We start from the raw sequence: 24,423 nt of genomic DNA on the forward strand, positions 1-24,423 counted from the left end.
GGCCATCACAAAACTGTCATTCCGGGCCGTCCTTGTCTTGCATTCGCTGCCGACATCTGATCAGACTTCTCCTTCCTGCGCGGGCCCGGACCAAGGATGTCTGTGGTTCCCATGCAACAAATAGCACCTGCATTGCTTTTGTCCTGACATCACAGCCGGACGAAACGAGCCGGAGCAAGGGCCTCGACAGGTCCGCCAAACGGGAAAGACTCTTTCATGTCGATTTGGGATCGCCTCATCGGAATCATGACGTCGACCGGCAATGCGCTGTCGGGTCTCGTCGAGGCGATCCGGACGCTGTTCGAGGGCGATCCGGAAACCCGCCGCAAGGTTGCCTTTTCCGTCGCGATGATTGCGCTGTCGGCCAAGATGGCGAAGGCGGACGGTGTGGTGACCGAGGCTGAGGTTTCGGCCTTTCGCCAGATCTTCAAGTTTCCGGAAGACCAGGCGCAGAACGTGGCCCGGCTCTACAATCTCGCGCGTCAGGACGTGGCGGGATACGAGGCCTATGCCGAGAAGCTCTCGGCCCTCTGCGTCTCCTGCGAAGCCGATTGCCCCGTGCTTGAGGATATCGTGGACGGGCTGTTCCATATCGCGAAGTCGGACGGCGCGCTGCACGAGAAGGAACTGGCCTTCCTGCGCCGCGTCTCCGAAATCTTCGGGATGAACGAGGCGAAGTTCGAGACGATCCTGTCGCGCCATGCCTATCTCGAAGGCGTCGATCCCTATGCGTTGCTCGGCGTCTCCCGCAAGGACGACTTCTCGACCATTCGTCGTCGCTACCGCGTGCTCGTTTCCGAGCATCATCCGGACCTGCTGGTTGCCCGCGGCGCGCCGGCCGAGCAGCACGCCTCGGCCAACGACCGGATGGCAGCCTTCAATGCCGCCTATGCGGCGATCGAGAGAGAACGTCGCGCGGCATGAGTCTTCCCGTCTGCGATTTTCCGAAGGCGAGGTTCGTCGCCTCGCCCAATCATAACGAGCGTCTGAACGTTTCCGGCCCGGATCTGATCATCCTGCATTACACCGGCATGCCGACGGGGGAAGGCGCGCTCGATTGGCTGTGCCGGGAAGAGAGCCAGGTCTCCAGCCATTACTTCGTGCACGAGGACGGCCTAGTCGATCAGCTCGTGGCGGAAGACCGCCGGGCGTGGCATGCCGGCAAGAGCATCTGGAAGAACGAAACCGACATCAATTCGCGCTCGATCGGCATCGAGATCGTCAATGCCGGCCATCCCGGCGGGCTGCCGGATTATCCCGCCCTCCAGATCGCGGCAGTCGTCGAACTGTGTCAGTTTTGTGTCGAACGCTGGTCCATCCCTCTCGAGAGGGTACTGGCGCACAGCGATATCGCCCCCATTCGCAAGGTCGATCCGGGGGAAAATTTCCCCTGGAAGAAATTGTATGAAAAAGGGGTTGGTCACTGGGTCGAGCCCGCGCCGGTCGGTGGCGGACGCTACTTTCAGCGGGGCGACCGGGGCCAGCCGGTCGAGGCCGTGCAGAGCCTGCTGTCGCTCTATGGCTATGGCGTTGAGGTGACAGGCGAATTCTGCGACCGGACGCAGGGCGTCGTCGAAGCGTTCCAACGGCATTTTCGCCCCGAACGAATCGATGGAATCGCCGATATTTCGACGCTCGATACGCTGCATCGGCTGCTCGGTTCGCTGCCGCAGTTCACGCGCACCTGAAACCTGTCGCGTTTACCGTTCTGCAGCAATTTGCTGCATCGCCATATGATGACCATGTTCCACACGGATTTTGACACGGTACCGAGGGCGGGGTCCTAAGGGTTGCGTACCGTTCCCCGCTGATGACCATGATCATGGATCGGGCGAGACCGGGGCGGGGCGTCCGCTGGTCTCCCGATCCCAGCGGAGTTTACAAAATTCATGAGACGAACGACTGTCGTCCAGGCAGCCGCCTGCTTCTGCGCGCTTTTTTCTGGGGTTCAACCATCCTTTGCCGGTGCGACAGCACCGGTCGTTCCGGCACCGGAAGCCGCTTATCAAACGGCATCCACCGAACTGTCCCTTCAATCTCCATCGACACGGACAGCCTCTCTCGAAGACACGAGCGCGACCGAGATGACGCGCGCGTTGCCGGATATCGGGCGGACGCTCGGCTTCCCGCTCACCAGTTTCGAGATGGACGCGCCGGCCTATTCCGGCCTCATCGCGACCTATGCGCAGGCCAATGGCGTGCCGCTCGATCTGGCCCATGCGGTCATCCGGGTCGAGAGCAACTTCAACCCGAAGGCGCGCGGCAGTGCCGGCGAGGTCGGACTGATGCAGATCAAGCCGGCGACGGCCCGCATGATGGGCTATGGCGGCAGCCGGGCAGGGCTGTTCGATCCCGAAACGAATATAAAGTTCGGCATGAAGTACCTCGCCAAGGCGCATCGCCTCTCCGGCGGCTTCACCTGCGGCACGATCCTGCGCTACAACGCCGGACATGGCGCCACCCGCATGAACCCGGTCTCCAGGCGCTATTGCGGCAAGGTCCAGACTCTGCTCGACTCGTAAACGACAGGTCTGACGGAGACCGGACCTGTGCAGATGCGAAGATCCGGAGATGATGATGAGCGGGACGTTCGACACGATCGTGGTCGGCAAGGGCATGATGGGCGCGTCTGCCGCGCGCCATCTCGCATCGAGCGGGGCGAACGTCGCCCTGATCGGTCCCGACGAGCCGGGTGACTGGGCCACGCATGACGGCGTGTTTTCCAGCCATTACGACAATGGCCGGATCACCCGCACGATCGACAGCGACGGCGACTGGGCGCGCATGGCCCGTCGCTCCATCGAGCGCTACCACGCGATCGAAAGCCGTTCGGGCATCGGCTTTTATACCGAAGTCGGATGCCTGATCGCGGGAGCGGAGGGCGGTGCCTATCTCGGCCATGTCGATGCCGCCGCCAGAAGCCTGGGCGTTGCCATAGCGCATCTGGACCAGCCGGGTCTCCGGTCGCGCTTCCCTTCCTTTTCCTTCCGCGGCCATGAACGCGGGATCTTCGAGGCGCGCGATGCCGGGCACGTCAATCCGCTGGCCCTGGTTGCCGCGGAAACCGTCTGCGCCGCGATGGCCGGCGCGTCGGTCATCAGCCGGGAGGTAACGTCTCTTGTCGAGACGGCGGACGGCGTCACCGTCACCACGATCGACGGTGCCGCCTACCAAGCCGAGAATGTGCTGGTCGCCACTGGCGGGTTCGCGCTGTCGGATCGGCTTCTGCGTCGAACACCGGCCCTGCAGGTCATGGCGCGCACCGTCCTCTTCGCGGAGGTGGCGGAGGCGGACCGGGATCGGCTTTCCGCGATGCCGTCGCTGATCCGCAACGGAGCGAGCGAAGCCGACAGCTTCTACCTTCTGCCGCCGATCCGCTATCCGGACGGCAAGACCTATATTAAGATCGGCGGCGATCCGGACGATCTCCAGCTGCGCGACGAGGCGGCGATCCGGTCCTGGTTCCGCAGCGGCGGTCGCGCTGCGGCAGCCGCGCATCTGGCGCGGCATCTGGCCGATATCCTGCCGGATTTTATGCCGGCCTCCACGCATTTTTCGCCCTGCGTCGTCTCGCTGACAGAGACCGGCTATCCCTATATCGGCTATGTCGAATCCGACCGGGTCGCACTTCTCACCGGCGGCAACGGCATGGCGGCGAAGAGCTGCGACGAGATCGGACGGCTCGGGGCTTCACTGATCCTCGACGGGAAGGTCGACGGCGAAGGCTACAGCCAGTCCTTCGCACCGGTGTTCGCCTGAACCTGCCGTTCCAGCCCGTGATCGTTCCAGACCCTGTTCGTACCGGCCCGATAAAGCTGGCCAAGGCTGGAAGTCTCCGCTATCAGGGCGCTGCCAGTCGGCCGGGCAGCCGCTCTCCGCTATGACCGAAAGGTTGCGGGGGGAGGAAAGTCCGGGCTCCACGGAAAAACGGTGCCGGATAACGTCCGGCGAGGGCGACCTCAGGGAAAGTGCCACAGAAAGCAAACCGCCCGCGTTTACGCGGGTAAGGGTGAAAGGGTGGGGTAAGAGCCCACCGCGCGTCTGGTAACAGGGGCGGCACGGTAAACCCCACCGGGAGCAAGACCGAATAGGGATGACGTGGCAGCCGCAAGGCTGCCGGCCTGTTCCGGGCCAGTCATCCGGGTGGGTTGCACGAGGCGGCGCGCGAGCGTCGTCCCAGATGAATGGCTGCCACGTTCCGGTCCTCAACCGGCCGGAGCCATACAGAACCCGGCTTACAGGCCGACTGGCGTTTTTTCCTGTCGATACCCTTCCTGCGTGCAGTGCCCGTTTTCAGGCGCGGGCTGGGTTTAATCTATCCTGTTGTTATCAAATCCCTTTTGTCAGCATCGATTGCCGCCTGCGGTCGTTGAGCCATGCCGGAGGGTCTCTTCCGGATAGAGTGTCTCAGGGCGTGTCGTAACCATTTGTTAAACTTAACAGTCTATCAATGTTCGATGGAGGCGGCCCCTCCAGCGACCCAAATCCCATTGACCCCCATATGGTCCCATGCTATCCCAATCATGCACTGCACAGGGGTCGTTGACGGCCCGATCATCGCGAGCTTGGTGGTTGACCCTCAAGGGGTTGTGGAACGGGCATGTCGCCCGGCAGTGGCGTATAGTGTCTGCTTCCGGAGTTGCTTGCGGGCGTCTTCCGCCGGCGCGTTGGATGAAAACGGCTGTTACGCGTCATGAACCGATTTCTCTCGCATGCCACGAATCGCATCGATGCGAAGGGACGGGTTTCCGTTCCCTCGTCGTTTCGCGGTGTGCTGGCGACGCTGGATATCCGGGAATTGTATTGCTTCCAGGATTTCGTGTTCCCTGCGATCAGTGCGGGCGGGCCGGAACTGCTGGATCGTTTCGAGCGGCAGATTGCGGGCGAGGATCCGTTTTCGCCGCAAGCCAACGAGATGTCGCTCCTCATTCACGGGGGCGGGGTCTTCATGAAGCTCGACCAGGAAGGTCGGTTGATGGTCACGGATTTCATTCGCGACTTCACCGGCATCACCAACGAGGTGACCTTCGTCGGTCGGGCGGATCACTTTCAGTTATGGGCGCCGCAGGTGTTTCAGGAAACGCAGGCGGCGGCACGTCAGGAACGCAGGTTGCGAGGTCTGCGCCCCGGCTAGCATGGAGAGACGGAATGGTGGCGGATCTTGGCGACAGTGCAACTGGAGCCGATGGCGGACCGGTCCGCCACATTCCGGTTCTTCTCCCAGAGGTTTTGAACAGTCTTCAGCCGGGACCGGCCAAGACGATCCTCGACGGCACGTTCGGTGCCGGCGGCTATACGTCCGCGATCCTCGAGAGCGGCGCCGATGTGATCGCGCTCGATCGCGATCCGAGCGCGATTGCGGCCGGACAAGCTCTCGTCGCGGCGAGCGGCGGTCGCCTGACCCTCGTCCACGCACAGTTTTCCGACCTCGCGCGCCATGCCCCCGAAGGCGGGCTTGATGGCGTCGTGCTCGATATCGGCGTTTCCTCCATGCAGATCGACGAGGCGGATCGGGGCTTCTCCTTCCAGCGTCGCGGCCCGCTCGACATGCGCATGTCGTCGGACGGCGTTTCCGCCGCCGATGTCGTCAACCGCGCCAAGGTCGGCGATCTCATCCGCATCTTCGGCTTTCTGGGCGAGGAGCCCCAGTCCGGCCGCATCGCCCGGGCGATCGAGAAGCGCCGCGCCGAAACCCCGTTCGAGACGACCCGCGATCTTGCGGGCCTGATCGAGGTGGTGACCCCGCGCAAGGCCAAGGACAAGATCCATCCGGCGACAAGGGTGTTCCAGGCGCTGCGCATTTTCGTCAACGACGAACTCGGCGAACTGGCGCAGGCTCTGTTTGCCGCCGAGCGCGCGCTGAAGCCCGGCGGTCGGCTGAGCGTGGTCACCTTCCATTCGCTCGAAGACCGGATCGTCAAGAAGTTCTTCCAGGACCGGGCCGGCAAGGCCTCGGGGTCGCGTCACCTGCCCATCATGCACGAGCGCCCGGCAACCTTCGCACCAGTTGGTAAGGCCATGATTGCTGCGAGCGAAGACGAATCATCCAGGAATCCGCGCGCCCGCTCCGCCAAGTTGCGGGTCGGGGAACGCACGCATGCCCCAGCCGAGCCCGCCGACATGTCGATTTTCGATCTGCCAGACCTTGCAAGTCTTTCGAAGCTGGGAGGCTGACATATGCTGAGAACGCTGGATATCGTGTTGATCGTCGTCATGACGGCTGCAGCGACCGTCACCTATACGATCAAGCATCAGGCCGAGAACAAGCTGGAGGACGTCCGGTCGCTCGAGGCGCAGATCAAGCTCGAGGAGGATACGATCGACCTCCTGCGCGCAGACTGGTCGCTCCTGACGCAGCCGAACCGGCTCGATCGCCTCGTCAAGGCCTATGACAAGGATCTGCAGCTGGTTCCCACGGATCCGACCCAGCTCGTGCATCCCGAAGAGCTGCCGATGATGAAGGCCGACGTGCCTCCGCCGGAGGAAAAGGACAGCAAGGGCAAGAAGAAGGCCGCTCCGGCCGTCGCTTCGCGCGATGGGGCGGCGACCGACGAGATCTCAACAGGTTCGGTGGCGCGCTGATGTCGTTTCTCTCCCGCATCATGGTCGTCAAGAGCAAGGCGCACTTCTCCGCCGGCGGCAACAATCATCCCGGCGATCTCTCGCGCAGCGCACCCTTCGAAGGCATCCGCAAGCGGCGCGGCAACCAGGCCCGCAGCCGCGTCGCCATCGTCATCGCCGGCTTCTCCGTGGTCTACTGCATCATCGGCGGACGGTTGATCCAGTACGGTTTCGCCCAGCCGGAGACGGTGTCGAGCATCGGCCGCGCCGACAATCTGATGGCCTCGCGGCCCGATATTCTCGACCGCAACGGCCAGATTCTTGCGACCGACATCCGCACCGTGTCCCTCTTTGCCGAGCCGCACAAGATCGTGGATGCGGACGAGGCCGTCGAGCAACTGGCGACCGTCCTGCCCAATCTCAACAATGCCGACATCTATAACAAGCTGAAGTCGAAGACGCGCTTCCAATGGCTGCGTCGCCAGCTGACGCCGAAGCAGCAGAGCGAGATTCTCGCGCTCGGCATTCCCGGCATCGGTTTCCGGCCGGAGAAGCGCCGTTTCTATCCCGGTGGCGCCACCGCATCGCACGTCGTCGGCCACGTCAATGTCGACAATCGCGGCATTGCCGGCATGGAGCGCTGGATCGACAACCAGGGTCTCGCGGATCTCGCTGCCATCGGCATGACCAGCGACGCCAAGCTCGAGCCCGTGCGCCTGTCGATCGACCTGCGCGTTCAGAACATCATGCGCGACGTCGTGGTCGAGGCCATGGCCAAGTTCCGCTCGCTTGCCGCCGGCGGCGTCGTCATGGATGTGAAGACCGGCGAAATTCTCGCCATGGTCTCCTATCCCGACTACGACCCGAACAAGCCGGCGGACGGCGCCAAGGAAGGCTGGATGAACCGCATGTCGAACGGCACGTTCGAGATGGGCTCCACCTTCAAATCGTTCACCACGGCCATGGCGCTCGACAGCGGCAAGGTGAAGCTGACCGACAGCTTCGATGCCCGCTTCCCGATCCGCATCGGCGGCTTCACCATCAAGGACTTCCATGGCAAGAGCCGCGTCCTCACGGTGCCGGAAATCTTCCAGTATTCGTCCAACATCGGCACGGCCAAGATGGCCGACCTGGTCGGCATCGATGCCCACAAGGAATTTCTGACGCGGCTCGGGCTCCTGTCGAGGATCCCCACGGAGCTGCCGGAGATCAAGATGCCGAGCCAGCCGAAGGTGTGGAAGAAGATCAATTCGATCACGATCTCCTTCGGTCACGGCGTGTCCACCACGCCGCTCCAGACGGCGGTCGCCGGCGGGGCGCTGATGAACGGCGGCAAGCTGATCGAGCCGACCTTCCTGCCGCGCTCGGTCGAAGAGGCCGCTGCCGCGTCCACCCAGGTCATCAAGCCATCGACCAGCGCGGACATGCGCTACCTGTTCCGCTGGAACGGGGTTCACGGCTCCGGCAAGAACGCTCGCGTCCCCGGCTTCAACGTCGGTGGCAAGACGGGGACCGCCGACAAGGTGGTCAACGGCCGCTATTCGAGCGACGCCAACTTCAACGCCTTCCTCGCCGGCTTCCCGATCGACAATCCGCGCTACGTCGTGCTGACCTTCATCGACGAGCCGAAGACGGACAAGGGCAACGGGGCGGCACTCGCCGGCAATACCGCGGCTCCGATGGTTCATGACATCATCAGCCGTTCCGCGCCGCTTCTGGGCGTCGAGCCGAAGTTCGGCGCCGATGGTTCCGCCTTGCTTGTGGCGTATTGAGCGGTAAAGGACGGTCACGCGGCCGTGATGGCCGAGGGAATCGTGTTGGGAAAAGTGCAATCGATGAAGATCAGTGACCTTGCGACGCTTGCGGATGGACAGGATGGGGCAGGGATCTCTCTCTCCCCGGATCAGGCCGATGCCGACATCGGGGGGCTGACCGCCGACAGTCGCAAGGTTGCGCCGGGCACGCTGTTCGTGGCGGTTCCCGGCAACAAGGCAAACGGCAGCGTCTATGTGAACGACGCGGTCGCGCGCGGTGCCGTCGCCATCGTGACCGAGGAGGATCTCGGCGCGGATCTGCCGGTGCCCGTCATCCGCGTTGCCTCCACGCGAACGTTTCTCTCGCGGGCCGCTGCGACATTCTACGGGGCTCAGCCGGAAACCATGGTTGCGGTGACCGGCACCGCCGGCAAGACGTCGGTCGCCTCGTTCACCCGGCAGATCTGGGCGCAGGCCGGCCTCTCCGCCGCGATGATCGGCACGACCGGCGTCGTGGCGCCCGGCCGGAACGATTATGGCTCGCTCACCACGCCCGATCCCGTCTCGCTGCACAAGCTGCTGTCCGAGCTTGCGGCCTCCGGGGTCACCCATGCCGCCATGGAAGCCTCCAGCCACGGGCTCGACCAGAGCCGGCTCGACGGCGTGCGCCTTTCGGCTGCAGCCTTCACCAATCTCGGCCGCGACCACATGGATTATCATCCGACGGTCGAGCATTATCTCGGCGCCAAGATGCGCCTGTTCGAAGCGCTGCTGCCCAAAGGCGCGCCGGCCATCATTTTCTCCGACGACGAATGGTCGGACGCCGCGATCCGCGCCGCCAATGCGGCCGGCAGCGATGTGCGCACCGTCGGCCGCAAGGGCGACTATCTCACGCTGAAGCGCGTCGAGCATTTCCGTCACAAGCAGATTGCCGAAGTGCATGCCGATGGGCGCATCTTCGAGGTCAATCTGCCGCTGGCCGGCGATTTCCAGATTTCGAATGCGCTGGTGGCTGCAGGTCTCGCGATGGCGACCGGCGTCGAGGCCCGCATCGTGATGCTGGCGCTGGAAAAGCTGCAGGGCGCGCCGGGCCGGCTGGAACTGGTCGGGCAGACGGCGGACGGTGCGCTTGCCTATGTCGATTACGCCCACAAGCCCGATTCGCTGACGCAGGTCCTCACCTCCGTGCGACCCTTCACGACGGGACGCGTGGTCACGGTGTTCGGCTGCGGTGGCGATCGCGACAGGGGCAAGCGGCCCCTCATGGGCGAGATTGCAGCCCGGCTTTCCGACATCGTGATCGTGACGGACGACAATCCGCGGTCCGAGACGCCGGCGACGATCCGCAGCGAGATCCTTGCCGCGACACCCGGCGCGACCGAGATCGCCGATCGTGCCGAGGCCATCCGCCACGCCGTCGGCTTGCTTGGACCCGGCGATACCCTGATCGTTGCCGGCAAGGGGCATGAAGAAGGCCAGACGGTCGGCTCCGTCACGCTGCCCTTCTCGGATCACGCCGAAATTCGCAAGGCCCTCAGCGCCCAGACGACGGGTGCCCAGACGACGGGTGCCCAAAACGAGGGTGCCCAAATCGAGGGTGCTCGGCAAACGGGCGGGCTGACGGATAGCCAGGATTTGGGAGGCTGAGGGCATGGGTTTTCTCTGGACGAGCGCCGATCTCATGGCGGCCATGCACGGCCGCCCGGTCGGCAACCTGCCGCAAGGCATTACCGGCATCTCGATCGACAGCCGCGCCATCGGCAAGGGCGAGGCGTTTTTCGCCATCAAGGGCGACCGTGTGGACGGGCATGACTATGCGGGCTTTGCGATCGCCAATGGTGCGTCGCTTCTCGTGGTCAGCGAGGGCAAGCTGCCGGCGCTCGGCCGACTGATCGCGCCGATGATCGTCGTCGATGACGTGCTTGCCGCCATGGTGCGGCTCGGCTGCGCCGCCCGCGACCGCAGTGCCGCCAAGATCATTGCCGTCACGGGGTCGGTCGGCAAGACGACCACCAAGGAGATGCTGCGGCATGCGCTGTCTCCGAGCGGTCGGGTCCACGCGTCCGTCGCCTCCTTCAACAATCATTGGGGCGTGCCGTTGACGCTTGCACGCATGCCGGAGGCCACGGATTACGGAATCTTCGAAATCGGCATGAACCATCCGAACGAGATCCGCCCCCTGGTGCGCATGGTGCGTCCGCATGTTGCCGTCATCACGACGATCGCGCCGGCCCATCTCGGCAATTTCCGCGACCTCGATGAGATCGCTCTGGCGAAAGCCGAGATCATGGAAGGGCTGGTCGATGGCGGTCACGTCCTTCTCAACCGCGACAATGCGCAGTTCGGCACGCTGGCAAAGGCGGCGTCGATGCTCGGCGTGTCCAGCGTCCACAGCTTCGGCGTCGATCAACGTGCGGATTTCCGGATGATCGAATATGCGGCGACGCCGGAGGGCGGCACGCTCTGGGCGATGGTCGATGGCCGCACGCTCGAAATTCCGATCGGCGCGCCGGGTCGCCACATTGCCGAGAATGCGCTGGCCGTGCTTGGCGCCGCCTCGCTCGTCGGCGCGGATCTCGATACGGCGATCGCCTCTCTCGCGACGCTGCAGCCGGAGAAGGGGCGGGGCCAACGCCATCGCCTGTCGGTCGGCACCGGCCTGCTGAGGCTGATCGACGAGAGCTACAATGCCAATCCGGCCTCCATGCGCGCGGCCATCGCCCTTCTCGGCGAGGCGGAGCTTGGCACCGGCGGCGGCAGGCGCATCGCCATTCTCGGTGACATGCTGGAGATGGGCGATCATTCGGCGCAGGCCCATGCGGCACTCGCCGGGCCGCTGCTCGAGCATGGCATCGACACGGTCTGGCTCGCGGGGCCAGAAATGACGCATCTGCGCGATGCGCTGCCGGACACGGTTTCGGTCGTTCACTGCGATGCGGTCGACGATCTGCGCAATCATGCGGTCGCGTCGGTGCGGGCAGGCGACGTCGTCATGATCAAATCCTCGAAGGGCACCGGCTGCGGACGGATCGTCCAGGCGCTTCTCGATACATTTGCGGCCAAGGCCGAAGCGGAGCAGGCGGTCTAGGCCGCTCTCCATCTCATTTTCGGCCGGACGGCCGGTCTCCTTTCTCCGGTCGGCGGAAGGAGTGTCGACATCGAACTTTCGGGGAAGGGTCCCTCATGCTCATCTGGCTTGTCGAACTGGCGGACCATTTCCAGTTTTTCAATCTGTTCCGGTACATCACCTTCCGCACCGGCGCGGCGCTGTTCACCTCCGCCATGATCGTGTTCCTGTTCGGACCGAAGATGATCTCGTCGCTGCGGGTTCGCCAGGGCCGGGGGCAGCCGATCCGGGCCGACGGGCCGCAGACGCACTTCAAGAAGGCGGGAACGCCGACCATGGGCGGCCTGATGATCCTGGCCGGGATCGTCGTCTCCTCGCTGCTCTGGGCCGATCTGTCGAGCGTCTACGTCGTCTCGACCCTGCTCGTCACGCTCGGCTTCGGCGCCATCGGCTTCTATGACGATTATCTGAAGGTGACGAAGCAGTCGGACAAGGGCTTTTCCGGCAAGGCGCGTCTCGGGATCGAGTTCGCGGTCGCCGCCGTCGCTGTGTTCTTCATGATGCGTTCGGCGATTTCCGCAGGCACGGCGGGCTCGACGTTCGGCTCGTCGCTGACCTTTCCGTTCCTCAAGGATTTCACGCTCAATCTCGGCTATTTCTTCATCCTGTTCGGCGGCTTCGTCATCGTCGGCGCCGGCAATGCGGTGAACCTGACGGACGGTCTCGACGGGCTCGCCATCGTGCCGGTCATGATCGCCGCGGCCTCGTTCGGCGTGATCGCCTATCTCGCCGGCAACGCGGTCTTTGCCAATTACCTGCAGATCCATTTCGTACCCGGCACGGGCGAACTGGCCGTCATTCTCGGGGCGGTGATCGGGGCGGGGCTGGGTTTCCTCTGGTTCAACGCGCCGCCGGCCGCCATTTTCATGGGGGATACGGGCTCGCTCGCCCTCGGCGGCCTGATCGGCACCGTTGCCGTCGCCACCAAGCATGAAATCGTCATGGTCATCATCGGCGGCCTCTTCGTGATCGAGACGCTGTCCGTGATCATCCAGGTCTTCTGGTTCAAGCGCACCGGCCGCCGCGTCTTCCTCATGGCGCCGATCCATCACCATTTCGAAAAGAAGGGCTGGACGGAAAGCCAGGTCGTCATCCGCTTCTGGATCATCGCCGTCATCCTGGCCATGGTCGGCCTGTCCACGCTGAAACTGCGGTAATCCGATGATTCCGGTCACCTCCCTTCGTGGCGCTCGGGTCGCCCTTTTCGGCCTCGGTGGCTCCGGGCTTGCCACCGCGCGGGCGCTGGTGGCCGGCGGAGCCGTGGTGACGGCCTGGGACGACAATGCGGAGAGCGTCGCGAAGGCCGCGGCCGAGGGCATCGGCACCGGCGATCTGCGCCACGCCGACTGGTCGGAATTTTCAGCCTTCATCCTCTCGCCCGGCGTGCCGCTGACCCATCCGACGCCGCACTGGACGGTCGATCTCGCGCGCAGCGCCGGGGTCGAGGTGATCGGGGATATCGAGCTGTTCTCCCGCGAACGGCGTGCCCTTGCGCCCGAGGCACCGCTGATCGCCATCACCGGCACCAACGGCAAATCGACGACGACAGCGCTGATCGGGCATATCCTCTCGGCAAGCGGCCGCGACACGCAGCTCGGCGGCAATATCGGAACGGCGGTGCTGACGCTCGACCCGCCGGCGAAGGACCGCTTCTACGTGGTCGAGTGCTCGTCCTACCAGATCGACCTGTCGCCTTCACTCGAACCGACCGCCGGCATCCTCCTCAACCTCACGCCCGACCATATCGACCGGCATGGGACGATGGAGCATTATGCCTCCGTCAAGGAGCGCCTCGTCGCCGCGAGCCATACGGCGATCATCGGTGTGGACGATGCCTGGTGCGAAGCCATTGCGGACCGCGTGGCGCTTGCCGGCCGTTCTGTCATCCGGATCGCCCGGCACCGGTCGCTCGGCGACGGGTACTATGCGCAGGACGCCTCCGTCCTACGCGCCGAGGCGGGCCTTGCGGAGGTCTTTGCCGATCTCTCCGGCATCGCGACGCTGCGCGGAAGCCATAACGGGCAGAATGCGGCAGCCGCCATCGCCGCCTGCCTTGCGGTCGGCGTCTCCAAGGCAGAGATCCTCTCCGGGCTTGCCTCCTTTCCGGGCCTGAAGCACCGCATGCAGCCGGTCGCGATGTTGCGCGACATCACTTTCGTGAACGACAGCAAAGCGACGAATGCGGAGGCGGCGGCGCCCGCGCTGTCGAGCTTCGAGCGCATCTACTGGATTGCCGGCGGCGTGCCGAAAGAGGGCGGCATCGCGTCGCTTGCTCCCTACTTCTCCAGAATCGCCAAGGCCTATCTGATCGGCCGTGCTGCAGAGGATTTCGCGGCGACGCTGGGCGACGTCGTTCCGTTCGAGCCGTCGCAGACGCTGGAGAAGGCGGTGGCCGACGCAGCGGCGGATGCCGCGCGCGACGGATTGCCGGCAACCGTTCTGTTGTCACCGGCTTGCGCAAGCTTCGACCAGTACAAGAACTTCGAGATGCGCGGGGATGCCTTTGTCACCCATGTGGCCGCACTTCCCGGCGTGACCATGCTGGTATGACGGGCCTGGGCTCATGTGACGGGCTTGGGCTCATGTGATGGCCCTGGGCTGATGTGACGGACTTGGGCTGATTTGACGGGTGTGGCGGCATTTGCTGCCGCGGCCGCACGGTTTACGGCGCAGAGGCGCACTTTGACGAGGACGAAGACATGGTGAGTCGTGCGGAGCGGGGCCCGGTGGCCGATTGGTTCTGGACCATCGACAGGTTCTTCCTGGCGACGTTCATTCTGTTGATGGGCATCGGCTTCATGCTGTCCTTCGCTGCAAGCCCTGCTGTTGCCGAACGGCTGGGCCTCGACAGCTTTCATTTCGTCAAGCGCCAGGCGGCCTTCCTCATTCCGTCGCTGGTCGTTATGATCGGACTGTCGTTCCTGACGCCGCGTCAGGTGCGGCGCACGGCGATCGTCATCCTTGTCGCAGCCATCGCGATGATGATTCTCGCGCTGTTCTTCGGCATCGAGATCAAGGGCTCGCGCCGCTGGTTCTCGATCGGTCCGATCGGCATCCAGCCATCCGAATTCATGAAGCCGGCCTTCGTCATCGTCTGCGCCTGGCTCTTTTCCGAACATGCCCGCCAGCCGGAAATTCCCGGCAATCTCTTCGCCATCCTGCTTTACGGCATCGTCGCGACCCTGCTGATCGCCCAGCCCGACCTCGGGCAGACCATCCTGACGACGGCCGTCTGGGGCGGCATGTTCTTCATGGCGGGCATGCCCTGGCTCTGGATCGTCGTTCTCGGCGGATCGGCCGTCGGCGGTCTCGTCGTCGCCTACACGCTGTTGCCGCACGTGGCTGGCCGTATCGACCGCTTCATGACGGGCGAGGGCGATACCTTCCAGGTGGACACGGCGCGCGAGGCGATCATCCGCGGCGACTGGCTGGGGCAGGGTCCCGGAGAAGGCATCATCAAGCGGATCATCCCCGACAGCCATACCGACTTCATCTTCTCGGTCGCGGCCGAGGAGTTCGGCATCGTCTTCTGCATGGTCATCGTCGCCATCTTCTCGTTCCTCGTCATGCGCGGGCTCAGCCACGCTTTCCGCGAGCGCAACGACTTCAACCGCTTCGCGGTCGCCGGCCTCGTGCTGCAGATCGGCATCCAGTCGATCATCAATGTCGGGGTCAATCTGGAGCTGCTTCCGGCCAAGGGCATGACGCTGCCGCTGATCTCCTATGGCGGGTCGTCGATGATCGCGATCTGCGTCACGGCCGGCTTCATTCTCGCGCTGACGCGCCATCGCCCGGAAAAGCGCGCTCTGGAGCGCAGCCTGTTTCGGACCGGCGCACCGGTGGCGGCGGAGTAGCACCACATCAAACGAGGCGCGCGCCGCGCGTGCGCCGAAGAAAAAACAGCGTCGCGCGTCTTCCCGATGCGCGACGCTGTGGCACTTCAAGCGAAGCCTGGACGGGTGTGAAAACTCGTCACGATTTTCGACATTGTGCGGTAGTAGATATCAACGCGTTCGATTTTGACACATAGCTGCGCCGTTTCGCGCAACACGTTTCGTACTGGAGGTCTCGAGTCTTGACCAAGGGCATCGTCATGCTAGCCGCCGGAGGTACCGGCGGTCATCTTTTTCCAGCCGAGGCGCTCGCGCACGAACTGGCCGCACTGGACTTCACGGTGCACCTGATCACCGACCATCGGGCCGAGCGTTATGCCGGTTCGTTTCCTGCCGAGCGGATCCATGTCGTGCGGTCCGCAACGATCGGCTCGCGCAATCCTGTGAAGGTTGCGTCCTCCCTCTGGCAGCTGTGGTCCGGACTGCGCGAGGCGCGGGCGATCATCAAGACCCTTGCGCCGAAGGTGGTCGTGGGTTTCGGCGGATATCCGACCGTCCCGCCGCTTCTGGCGGCCAGTCGGCTGCGCATTCCCACGATCATCCACGAACAGAATGCCGTCATGGGGCGCGCCAACAAGGGACTTGCCGGGCGGGTCACGGCGATTGCCGGCGGGTTTCTGCCGGAGACCGATGGCCGCTATGCGCGCAAGACGGTGACGACCGGCAATCCGGTTCGCCCGGCCGTGCTCGAAGCCGCCGAGGTTCCCTATGCGGCATCCGGCGCGGGCGAGCCGTTCCGCCTGGTCGTGTTCGGGGGCAGCCAAGGCGCGCAGTTCTTCTCAAAGGCGATTCCGGCGGCCATCGCTCTGCTCGAGCCCGCGTTGCGCGCGCGCTTGCATGTGACGCAGCAGGCCCGACCGGAGGATCTCGACGGCGCGCGCACGGCGATGTCCAAGTTCGAGCTCACCTCGGAGATCTCTCCCTTCTTTACCGATATGGCGGGACGCATCGCAGCGGCGCATCTGCTCATCTGCCGTTCCGGGGCGTCCACCGTGTCGGAGATCGCCGTGATCGGCCGCCCCTCCATTCTCGTGCCCTATCCGTTCGCGCTCGATCATGACCAGGCCGCCAATGCCGCGGCTCTGGCCGAGACCGGCGCCGCCCGGCTCGTGCCGCAAAAGGATCTGACGCCGGAGGTTCTCGCCGGCTTCATCCGCGACGCGATGAACAGCCCGGAGAGCATGGCCGAGATGGCGACCAGCGCCAAGGCTGCCGGCCGCCCGGATGCCGCGCGCTTGCTTGCCGGCATGGTAGAGGCTATTGCCAGCGGCCAGACGATTGCCCAATTCAAGGAAAAACGCTCATGAAACTGCCGCAGACGATCGGCCTCGTCCATTTTATCGGTATCGGCGGGATCGGGATGAGCGGCATTGCGGAAGTGCTGCACAATCTCGGTCACCGCGTCCAGGGATCCGATCAGTCCGACAGCGCCAACGTCCAGCGGTTGCGCGAAAAGGGCATCGAGGTCTTCGTCGGCCACAAGGCCGAGAACCTCGGCGAGTCCGAGGTCGTCGTGGTGTCCACCGCCATCAAGAAGACCAATCCGGAACTGATCGCGGCGCGCGAGAAGCTGCTTCCGGTCGTGCGTCGTGCCGAGATGCTGGCCGAACTCATGCGCTTCCGCAGTTCGATCGCCATCGGCGGTACGCATGGCAAGACGACGACAACATCGATGGTCGCAGCGCTCCTGGACGCCGGCGGTCTCGACCCGACGGTCATCAATGGCGGGATCATCAACGCCTATGGCACCAATGCCCGCATGGGTGCCGGCGAATGGATGGTGGTGGAGGCCGACGAATCCGACGGCACCTTCCTGAAGCTGCCGGCCGACGTGGCCGTGGTCACCAACATCGACCCCGAACATCTCGACCATTACGGCACGTTCGACCAGGTCCGGGCGGCGTTTCGCCAGTTTGTCGAAAACGTCCCGTTCTACGGCTTCGGCGTCATGTGCCTCGACCATCCCGAGGTTCAGACGATGGTCTCCAAGATCGAGGACCGCAAGGTCATCACCTACGGCGAAAACCCGCAGGCCGACGTTCGCTTCTTCAATATTCGCATGGACGGGGCAACCTCGATCTTCGACGTCGCCATCCGCCGCCGGCGGACCGGCCAGCTGATCGAACTGAAGGACCTGCGCCTGCCGATGCCCGGCCGCCACAACGTGTCCAACGCGACCGCCGCGATTGCGGTTGCCAATCGGCTCGGGATGAAGCCGGAGGATATCGCCAAGGGCCTCGCCTCCTTCGGGGGCGTCAAGCGGCGCTTCACCTTCACCGGCGAGTGGAACAACGTGCGGATCTACGACGACTACGGGCATCACCCGGTCGAGATCAAGGCCGTGCTGCGCGCGGCGCGCGAGGCCTGCCAGGGCCGAATCATCGCCGTCCACCAGCCGCACCGTTACTCCCGTCTGCAGAGCCTGTTCGAAGACTTTGCAGCCTGCTTCAACGATGCCGATACGATTCTCCTGTCGCCCGTCTACTCGGCCGGCGAGGAGCCGATCGAGGGAATTTCGTCGCAGGAGCTGGTTTCCCGCATCAAAGCCGGCGGACATCGCGACGCGCGTTCCATAGAAGGGCCGGAAGCCCTTGCGCCTCTGGTCTCCACCATTGCACAACCCGGTGACTTCGTGGTTCTTTTGGGCGCCGGCAGCATTACCTACTGGGCTGCGGCGCTGCCAAAGGAATTGGCCGAGATCACAGGGCAGGGGACGGGACAGGACGCATGAAACAGGTCGACGGAACAAAGCTGCTCGCATCGCTCGGCGAGGGCGTCAACGCGCTTAGGGGACGGCTGACGCCGGATGCGCCCATGGACCGCGTGACCTGGTTCCGCGCCGGTGGCCTGGCCGAACTGATGTTCCAGCCGCATGACCTCGACGATCTCGTGACCTTCCTGAAGCTCGTTCCGGACGAGGTTCCCGTGATGGTGGCCGGCGTCGGCTCCAACCTCCTGGTGCGCGACGGCGGCATTCCCGGCGTCGTCATCCGGCTGTCGGCGAAGGGGTTCGGCGATATCGAGCTCGTGAGCGACAACCGGGTCAAGGCGGGTGCGATCTGCCCGGACAAGAACCTCGCGGCCATGACGCTCGATCATGGGATCGGTGGATTCTTCTTCTATTACGGCATTCCCGGCACGGTCGGCGGCGCCTTGCGCATGAATGCCGGCGCAAATGGCGGCGAGACGCGCGAGCGGGTGGTCGAAGTGCACGCGATCGACCGGAAGGGCGAGACGCACGTGCTCAGCAATGCCGACATGGGCTATAGCTACCGGCATTCGAGCGCGCCGAAGCACCTGATCTTCACGCATGCCGTGTTCGAGGGCTATCCAGAGGACAAGGCGAAGATCCGCGCCGACATGGACGCCGTGCGCCAGCACCGCGAGACCGTTCAGCCGATTCGCGAGAAGACCGGTGGCTCGACGTTCAAGAATCCGGACGGACTTTCCGCCTGGAAGCTGATCGACGAGGCCGGCTGCCGCGGCATGATGATCGGCGGCGCCCAGATGTCGCCGATGCACTGCAACTTCATGATCAATACGGGACAGGCGAGCGGCTACGAGCTCGAATATCTCGGCGAAACCGTGCGCCAGCGCGTGATGGAGCATTCCGGCATCAAGCTCGAATGGGAGATCAAGCGGATCGGCACCTTCATGGCCGGTTATGAGGTGCGGGAGTTTCTGGGCCGGGCGACGGTGTGATGGCGGAGGGCGAGGCCGATATCGAGGCTTCGCGCCGCAAGCTCGTTGGCAACGAAAGGCGCAAGCTCGCCGCCGGTGCGCTTGACAGGCTGTCCACGGCGTTTCTTGCCGTTGGCGGTTTGGGGCAGGTGCTGTCGCTCAAGCCCGAGTCGACCACGATGCGCGGGCTGGCGGTGTTCGGTCGTTGGATTTTGGGCGCAGCTCTCTTACATTGGGCTGGACACCGCATCCTTGGAGGGTTGAAAGCATGACCTCGCAAGACTTCGTCTGGTATGTTTTCCCATGGATCGTTTCCGCGATCACCTTGGGATGGATCGCATATGATTACTACAACAATCCGGGCCGGTGAACTCGGCCCATTGTCATTGAAAAAAGGCCGCGATGTCAGGGACATCGCGGCCTTTTTGCTTGTTCTGATTCTGCTTGAGGTCAGACTTCGTGTTTGCCGGAGAGCAGGATGCAGATGAGCGTGATGATGGCTGCAAACAGCACGTAGTAGCCGACCGCGGTCATGCCGTAGGTCGCCTGCAGGTATGTGGCGATGTAGGGCGCGAGCGAGGCGCCGAAGATGCCGGCGAAGTTGAAGGTGATGGAGGAGCCGGTGTAGCGGACATTGGTCGGGAAGGGGGCGGCCAGCGCCGTTCCGATCAGGCCGTAGGTGATACCCATCAGCGCCATGCCGATGACGACGAAGAGCACGACGCTCGCTTCGCCGCTGGTCAGGAGACCGGGAAGGAAGAAGGAGAAGATGCCGATCAGCACGGTGACGCCGATCAGGATCTCGCGGCGGCCGAATCGCTCGGCGAGCTTGCCGGCGATGGGGATGAAGATGCCGAAGAGGACGGCGCCGAGGAGCTGGATTTCCAGCGCATCGACGAAGGGCAGCTTCAGGACCTTGATGTTGTACGACAGGAGATAGGCCGAGCCGATATAGAAGAGCACGAAGGTCGCAAGCGCCACGAAGGTGCCGAGAACGAGGCTTCGCTTGTGGTTGCGGAAGAGTTCGACGACCGGAACCTGGACGCGCTCGTGGCTGTCGATCGCCTTCTGGAAGGCGGGCGTCTCGGTGATGGAGAGACGGACCCAGAGGCCGACCGCGACCAACAGGATCGAGGCGATGAAGGGCACGCGCCATCCCCAGCTGAGCAGCGCCTCCTGCGACATGACATGCAGCAGCAGCCAGAAAACGCCGGAGGACAGGAACAGGCCGACAGGCGCGCCGAGCTGCGGGAACATGCCGTACCAGCTCTTTTTGCCTTCGGGCGCATTTTCTGTCGCGAGCAGAACGGCACCGCCCCATTCTCCGCCAAGCCCGAAGCCCTGGCCGAACCGGCACAAGGCCAGAAGCAGCGGTGCGACAACGCCGATGGAGTCATAGGACGGGAGAAGGCCGATGATGACGGTCGAAATGCCCATGGTCAGAAGAGCCGCGACCAGCGTGGTCTTGCGGCCGACCCGGTCTCCATAATGGCCGAAGACGACCGCGCCGAGCGGGCGGGCGAAAAAGGCGATGGAGAAGGTGGCAAAGGATGCCAGAAGCGCCGTCGTCGGGTCGTTGTTCGGGAAGAACAGCGTCGGAAACACGAGGACGGCAGCCGTCGCATAGACGTAGAAATCGAAGAATTCGATGGTGGTGCCGACGAGGCTCGCCAGGAGCACGCGAGCCGGGGAATTGGTAGCGCGTGCGTCCAAGACGTCTGCCGTCGGCGATACCGAAGATATCGCGTTGGTCATGATCTTGTCCGTGTTGAGGATCCGCCACCCTCATAGGTAGCTGGCGGCTTCATAGGGCAAGTTAATGTCGGAAGAAACCCTGTTCGCGCAATAATATGACGCAGAGTCCGGCGGTAACGCATGAGGTGCAACGCTGGCGCATAGCCGAAGCGGGGATCCCCCGCTCGATGCCCGGCCTTTGGGCGAAAGCGGGGACGGCACGTGGTTTGGCCGCGGAAACCGCATCGAAATCCTCTCCAGCCATGCAGATCGGGGCCCGTGCCATTTTCATCACAGGCGTCAGGTTCGCGGATGCCGTGGTGCCTCGGAGGGACCTCCCGACGCTTCGGGTTAACGAAAGTAAACGGTTCGTTAACCTTAATGACGCTTTAGTGAGCGTCAGCAGGCAGGCATTGAGTCGAGGTTCGACACGGTCGCTTCGCCGCCATCGGATCGAGAAGAAATGGCAGGGGTTTTCATGAGTGGCAAACACGTTGCCGTGTTGATGGGGGGCTTCTCGTCGGAGCGGCCGGTCAGCCTGTCTTCGGGCGCCGCCTGTGCCGATGCGCTGGAAGCCTTCGGCTATCGCGTCACCCGCGTCGATGTGGATCGCGATGTCGCATCCGTTCTTGGGGCGCTTCGCCCGGATGTGGCGTTCAACGCGCTGCATGGACCGTTCGGCGAAGACGGGACGATCCAGGGTATCCTGGAATATCTCCAAATTCCCTACACGCATTCCGGCGTTCTCGCCTCGTCGCTCGCGATGGACAAGGCGCAGGCGAAGATCGTCGCGAAGGCTGCGGGCATTCCCGTCGCCGAGGCGAAGGTCATGGACCGGCACGATTTCGGCCGGGACCATCCCATTCCCACGCCCTATGTGGTCAAGCCGGTGCGGGAAGGGTCGAGCTTCGGCGTCGTGATGGTCCAGAAGGAGCAGTCGCATCCGCCGCAGATCATCACCTCCAGCGAATGGCGCTATGGCGACCTCGTCATGGTCGAGCGCTACATTCCCGGCCGCGAGTTCACCTGCGGCGTGATGGGTGGCGAGCCGCTCGCCGTGACCGAAATCATCCCGCAGGGGCATGCCTTCTACGACTATGATTCGAAATATGTGAAGGGCGGCTCCACGCACGTCATTCCGGCGGAAATTTTACCGAATATTTACCAAAACATTCAAAGACTGGCCGTTGCGGCACATCATGCGATGGGGTGCCGCGGTGTCAGCCGCTCCGACTTCCGCCTCGACGACAGCTCCTCCGGCGAGGGCGAGCTGATCTGGCTCGAAATCAACACGCAGCCGGGCATGACCCCGACATCGCTGGTGCCTGAAATGGCGGTTCATGCCGGCCATTCCTTTGGTGAGTTCCTCAGCTGGATCGTGGAGGATGCGTCGTGTTTGCGTTGAGAGGTCGTCTTCAGAGCCGTGTCCGCGCGCCGCAGGAATATCGCGATATGGAGGGCCATGTCGTCCTGCCGCGTCCTCTGCGCCGTGTGGCCCGCTTCTTCGTGGCGCTCGGCACCGGCCGCATCCATTTCGCCCCCTATACCGGCACCGTCTCGGCGCTGGCCCTGTTTGCGGCAACCGGATTCTACGGCATGGCGATCGGCGGGCACACGCCTGAAGTCGCCAAGGCAACGACGACGGCGGCCGGCTTCGCCATCGAGGACGTCAAGATTTCGGGCAACGACCAGACATCGGAAATCGACATCCTGCAGGAGATCGGTCTGGATGGCGCAACGTCGCTCGTCGCCCTCGATATCGACGCCGCGCGTCTGGCCATCGCCAAGATGCCCTGGGTCGAAGAGGTGACGGTTCGCAAGGTCTATCCCGGCACGGTCGAGGTCAACCTGAAGGAGCGCAAGGCGTTCGGGATCTGGCAGCACGGCTCCGACCTGTCGCTCATCGAAAAGAGCGGCAGCGTGATCGCGCCGTTGCGGGACAACAAGTTCGCCGAACTGCCCTTGTTCGTCGGTCGGGATGCGGAAACGGCTGCGGCCGGCTTCTATGCCCGCTTCGCCGAATGGCCGGAAATCGCCGGCCGCGTGAAGGCCTATGTCCGTGTCGCCGGCCGTCGTTGGGATCTGATCCTCGACAATGGCGTCATGGTGAAGCTTCCCGAGCAGGATCTCGACCGCGCCATGCAGGTGCTGTCCACGATGGAGGAGGGCCAGCAGCTGCTGGAGCGCGACATCGCCGCCATCGATCTTCGTCTCGAAGATCGCACCACCATACAACTGACCCCCGGCGCCGCAGAGCGCCGACAGGTCGCCCTGGAAGCCCGTACCAAGCAGCTCAAGAAACTTGAGAGCCAAGAGGACCGCATATGAGCCTGTTCGGTTCGTCGCATTTCGGCCTGCCGCGTCTAAAGCCCCTGTCGGCGAAGCGATCGCATATCGTTTCGGTTCTCGACATCGGTTCGACCAAGGTCGTCTGCATGATCGGCCGCCTGACACCGCGCGCCGAAAGCCAGATCCTGCCCGGTCGCACCCATGCGATCGAGGTCATCGGTCTCGGCCATCACAAGTCGCATGGCATGAAGAACGGCGTGATCGCCGATCTGGACGCCGCCGAAAGCGTCGTTCGGCTGGCCGTCGATGCGGCCGAGCGCATGGCGGGGCTCACCATCGACAGCCTGATCGTCAACGTCTCCGCAGGCCGTCTGCAGAGCGACATCTACACCGCGTCCGTCGATCTCGGCGGCCAGGAAGTGGATGCGGCCGACCTGAAGCGGGTTCTTGCGGCTGCCGGCCAGCGCTCGCAGCGTCAGGACCGTGTGATTCTCCATTCTCTGCCGACGGGCTTCTCGCTCGACGGCGAACGCGGCATCCGCGATCCGCTCGCCATGTTCGGCGACAGCCTCGGCGTCGACATGCATGTGCTGACGGCCGAACGTGCGGCCCTGAAAAATCTTGAGCTCTGCATCAACCGGGCGCATCTCTCGGTCGAGGGCATCGTCGCGACGCCTTATGCCAGCGGTCTTTCGGCCCTGGTGGACGACGAGGTCGAACTCGGCTGCGCCTGCATCGACATGGGCGGCGGTACGACGACGATCTCGGTATTTGCCGAAGGCAAGCTCGTACATGCCGATGCCGTAAGCCTTGGCGGACATCATGTGACGACGGACCTTGCACGTGGTCTTTCGACCCGGATCGAAGACGCGGAGCGACTGAAGGTCGTGCATGGCTCGGCCATGCCGAACGATGCCGACGAGCGCGAAATGGTCACGGTTCCCCCGATCGGCGAGGACGATCGCGACCAGCCGACTCACGTGCCGCGCGCGCTCGTCTCGCGAATCGTTCGCGCCCGCGTCGAAGAAACGCTCGAACTCATTCGCGACCGCATCCAGCGTTCCGGCTTCTCGCCGATCGTTGGCAAGCGCGTCGTTTTGACCGGCGGCGGAAGCCAGTTGACGGGTCTGCCGGAAGCCGCGCGCCGTATTCTCGCCCGCAATGTGCGGATTGGTCGCCCTCTTGGTGTCTCCGGCCTGCCGCCGGCGGCCAAGGGTCCGGCCTTTTCCACGGCCGTCGGCCTGATGATCTACCCGCAGGTCGCCGAGATGGAGACGCATGCCGCCCAGGGCGGGATGCTGTCATCGCTCGGCGGCGGCGACAGCCGCATCGCCCGAATGGGTCAGTGGCTGAAAGAGAGTTTCTAGGTTCGCGTAAGGTAGGA

The 24,423-nt window shown here is 63.9% G+C and carries 20 protein-coding genes, 1 other RNA gene and 1 pseudogene; 21 read left to right on the forward strand and 1 reads right to left on the reverse strand.

What is annotated here, in order from left to right; translation table 11 throughout:
- The first annotated feature begins 216 nt into the window (after positions 1-216).
- The 18 genes and pseudogenes from C8J36_RS02460 (at position 217) to C8J36_RS02545 (ending at position 19,288) form a co-directional block, all read left to right on the forward strand.
- Positions 217-924, forward strand: a complete 708-nt coding sequence (locus tag C8J36_RS02460) for a DnaJ family molecular chaperone (protein WP_132532238.1) — start codon at positions 217-219, stop codon at positions 922-924.
- Complete coding sequence (locus tag C8J36_RS02465) at positions 921-1,688, forward strand: N-acetylmuramoyl-L-alanine amidase (RefSeq protein WP_132532241.1); 768 nt, start codon at positions 921-923, stop codon at positions 1,686-1,688. Before C8J36_RS02460 ends, C8J36_RS02465 begins: the two co-directional genes overlap by 4 nt.
- A 396-nt stretch (positions 1,689-2,084) precedes the next feature.
- A complete protein-coding gene (locus C8J36_RS02470; RefSeq protein ID WP_132532244.1) occupies positions 2,085-2,522 on the forward strand; it encodes a lytic transglycosylase domain-containing protein in 438 nt (145 codons plus the stop codon).
- A gap of 55 nt (positions 2,523-2,577) precedes the next feature.
- Positions 2,578-3,759, forward strand: a complete 1,182-nt coding sequence (locus C8J36_RS02475) for an FAD-dependent oxidoreductase (RefSeq protein WP_132532247.1) — start codon at positions 2,578-2,580, stop codon at positions 3,757-3,759.
- A 93-nt stretch (positions 3,760-3,852) separates the two neighbouring features.
- Positions 3,853-4,254: RNase P RNA component class A (rnpB, locus tag C8J36_RS02480), an RNA gene on the forward strand.
- 439 nt (positions 4,255-4,693) lie between these two features.
- Positions 4,694-5,134 (forward strand): division/cell wall cluster transcriptional repressor MraZ, encoded by a 441-nt coding sequence (mraZ, locus tag C8J36_RS02485; protein ID WP_062592454.1) that lies wholly within the window; start codon positions 4,694-4,696, stop codon positions 5,132-5,134.
- Between the two features lie 14 nt (positions 5,135-5,148).
- Entirely contained in the window at positions 5,149-6,174 is a 1,026-nt protein-coding gene (gene rsmH, locus C8J36_RS02490; RefSeq protein ID WP_132532250.1) for a 16S rRNA (cytosine(1402)-N(4))-methyltransferase RsmH, read from the forward strand.
- Between the two features lie 3 nt (positions 6,175-6,177).
- Positions 6,178-6,582: a hypothetical protein gene (locus C8J36_RS02495; protein WP_062592458.1), complete on the forward strand. Its 405-nt coding sequence runs from the start codon at positions 6,178-6,180 to the stop codon at positions 6,580-6,582.
- A complete protein-coding gene (locus C8J36_RS02500) occupies positions 6,582-8,333 on the forward strand; it encodes a penicillin-binding protein 2 (protein WP_132532253.1) in 1,752 nt (583 codons plus the stop codon). The genes C8J36_RS02495 and C8J36_RS02500 overlap by 1 nt, the downstream gene beginning before the upstream one ends.
- A 63-nt stretch (positions 8,334-8,396) precedes the next feature.
- Positions 8,397-9,851, forward strand: a pseudogene (locus tag C8J36_RS02505) (UDP-N-acetylmuramoyl-L-alanyl-D-glutamate--2,6-diaminopimelate ligase); the annotation flags it as partial.
- 115 nt (positions 9,852-9,966) lie between these two features.
- Positions 9,967-11,403, forward strand: a complete 1,437-nt coding sequence (locus tag C8J36_RS02510; RefSeq protein ID WP_132532259.1) for a UDP-N-acetylmuramoylalanyl-D-glutamyl-2,6-diaminopimelate--D-alanyl-D-alanine ligase — start codon at positions 9,967-9,969, stop codon at positions 11,401-11,403.
- Positions 11,404-11,498: 95 nt separating this feature from the next.
- A complete protein-coding gene (mraY, locus tag C8J36_RS02515) occupies positions 11,499-12,599 on the forward strand; it encodes a phospho-N-acetylmuramoyl-pentapeptide-transferase (protein ID WP_062592463.1) in 1,101 nt (366 codons plus the stop codon).
- 4 nt (positions 12,600-12,603) lie between these two features.
- Positions 12,604-13,992, forward strand: coding sequence for a UDP-N-acetylmuramoyl-L-alanine--D-glutamate ligase (gene murD, locus C8J36_RS02520; protein ID WP_132532262.1), 1,389 nt, complete (start codon positions 12,604-12,606; stop codon positions 13,990-13,992).
- Between the two features lie 149 nt (positions 13,993-14,141).
- Entirely contained in the window at positions 14,142-15,296 is a 1,155-nt protein-coding gene (gene ftsW / locus C8J36_RS02525) for a putative lipid II flippase FtsW (RefSeq protein ID WP_132532264.1), read from the forward strand.
- 221 nt (positions 15,297-15,517) lie between these two features.
- A complete protein-coding gene (murG, locus tag C8J36_RS02530) occupies positions 15,518-16,642 on the forward strand; it encodes an undecaprenyldiphospho-muramoylpentapeptide beta-N-acetylglucosaminyltransferase (protein WP_062592468.1) in 1,125 nt (374 codons plus the stop codon).
- A complete protein-coding gene (murC, locus tag C8J36_RS02535; RefSeq protein ID WP_132532266.1) occupies positions 16,639-18,066 on the forward strand; it encodes a UDP-N-acetylmuramate--L-alanine ligase in 1,428 nt (475 codons plus the stop codon). The genes murG and murC overlap by 4 nt, the downstream gene beginning before the upstream one ends.
- On the forward strand, positions 18,063-19,037 hold the full coding sequence (murB, locus tag C8J36_RS02540) for a UDP-N-acetylmuramate dehydrogenase (RefSeq protein ID WP_132532268.1): 975 nt from the start codon (positions 18,063-18,065) through the stop codon (positions 19,035-19,037). The genes murC and murB overlap by 4 nt, the downstream gene beginning before the upstream one ends.
- Positions 19,037-19,288 (forward strand): hypothetical protein, encoded by a 252-nt coding sequence (locus C8J36_RS02545; protein ID WP_132532270.1) that lies wholly within the window; start codon positions 19,037-19,039, stop codon positions 19,286-19,288. Before murB ends, C8J36_RS02545 begins: the two co-directional genes overlap by 1 nt.
- A gap of 178 nt (positions 19,289-19,466) precedes the next feature.
- On the opposite strand, the gene C8J36_RS02550 is transcribed toward C8J36_RS02545, so the two are convergent.
- The gene (locus tag C8J36_RS02550) at positions 19,467-20,771 is read right to left on the reverse strand and encodes an MFS transporter (RefSeq protein ID WP_132532272.1); all 1,305 of its coding nucleotides are present in this window, start codon (positions 20,769-20,771) and stop codon (positions 19,467-19,469) included.
- Between the two features lie 457 nt (positions 20,772-21,228).
- On the opposite strand from C8J36_RS02550, the gene C8J36_RS02555 reads away from it, so the two are divergent.
- Genes C8J36_RS02555 through ftsA form a run of 3 tightly spaced genes read left to right on the forward strand, consistent with a single transcriptional unit; the run spans position 21,229 to position 24,406 of the window.
- Positions 21,229-22,155, forward strand: a complete 927-nt coding sequence (locus C8J36_RS02555) for a D-alanine--D-alanine ligase (protein ID WP_132532275.1) — start codon at positions 21,229-21,231, stop codon at positions 22,153-22,155.
- A 47-nt stretch (positions 22,156-22,202) separates the two neighbouring features.
- Positions 22,203-23,078 (forward strand): cell division protein FtsQ/DivIB, encoded by an 876-nt coding sequence (locus tag C8J36_RS02560; RefSeq protein WP_162242408.1) that lies wholly within the window; start codon positions 22,203-22,205, stop codon positions 23,076-23,078.
- Positions 23,075-24,406, forward strand: a complete 1,332-nt coding sequence (gene ftsA / locus C8J36_RS02565) for a cell division protein FtsA (RefSeq protein WP_062474158.1) — start codon at positions 23,075-23,077, stop codon at positions 24,404-24,406. The genes C8J36_RS02560 and ftsA overlap by 4 nt, the downstream gene beginning before the upstream one ends.
- Positions 24,407-24,423 lie beyond the last annotated feature (17 nt).

The sequence above is a fragment of the Rhizobium sp. PP-F2F-G48 genome (assembly GCF_004342335.1).
Classification (GTDB): domain Bacteria; phylum Pseudomonadota; class Alphaproteobacteria; order Rhizobiales; family Rhizobiaceae; genus Ferranicluibacter.